Here is a 566-nt window from a genome sequence, read left to right as displayed (position 1 = left end):
CAGGGGATTTCACCTGGAGTCCCTCAACAGTCACCCGTGAAACCTTAACGGGCATGGACTACGTACACGGTTACAAAGAGAAACCCCAGGCGGGCTTTATCTCCTGCAAAGTCCGTGACAGTGGCGGAACAACTGTCGCGGATTTTAATGACCAGACTAACGTCACAATCGTTGCTGAAATTGCGAACGGTAAAACCATTATTGGCGAGGGTATGTGGACCGTCAACACGCAAGAAGTCAACAGCGAAGATGCGACTTTTGAGGTGCGCTGGGAAGGCACCTCGGTAACAGAAAATTAATTTTGAGAATCAGCATGTTAGAAACAACAAAAACTATCGTATTGAACACCCCGATTGAAAGTAATGACGGCAAAGTCCGCTACGAGCAGATCGACCTGAAAGAACCGGTATTAATCCAGGTTGAGCAGTTTTATGAAGCACAGAACAAATCAAATCATTCAATTGCCGCTATGCGTCTGTTGATTTCATTGGTTTCAGAAATCCCCGAGCCAGTACTGAAAAAAATGGCTATCAGTGATTTTCACAAATGTCAGGAGTTCCTTCTGG

The 566-nt window shown here is 45.6% G+C and carries 2 protein-coding genes; both read left to right on the top strand.

Translation table 11 applies throughout. The annotated features are described in order from the left end of the window. Positions 1-299: phage tail tube protein (locus AACQ83_RS24420; RefSeq protein WP_112879938.1), on the top strand; the 299-nt coding region annotated here is incomplete at its 5' end. A gap of 14 nt (positions 300-313) precedes the next feature. Further along, positions 314-566 (top strand): phage tail assembly protein (locus tag AACQ83_RS24415; RefSeq protein ID WP_146747964.1); only part of this gene is annotated, 253 nt, incomplete at its 3' end.

The sequence above is a fragment of the Photorhabdus sp. S10-54 genome, from assembly GCF_963878145.1.
Lineage (GTDB): Bacteria > Pseudomonadota > Gammaproteobacteria > Enterobacterales > Enterobacteriaceae > Photorhabdus > Photorhabdus kayaii.
This window is presented reverse-complemented; position numbering and strand designations above follow the sequence as displayed.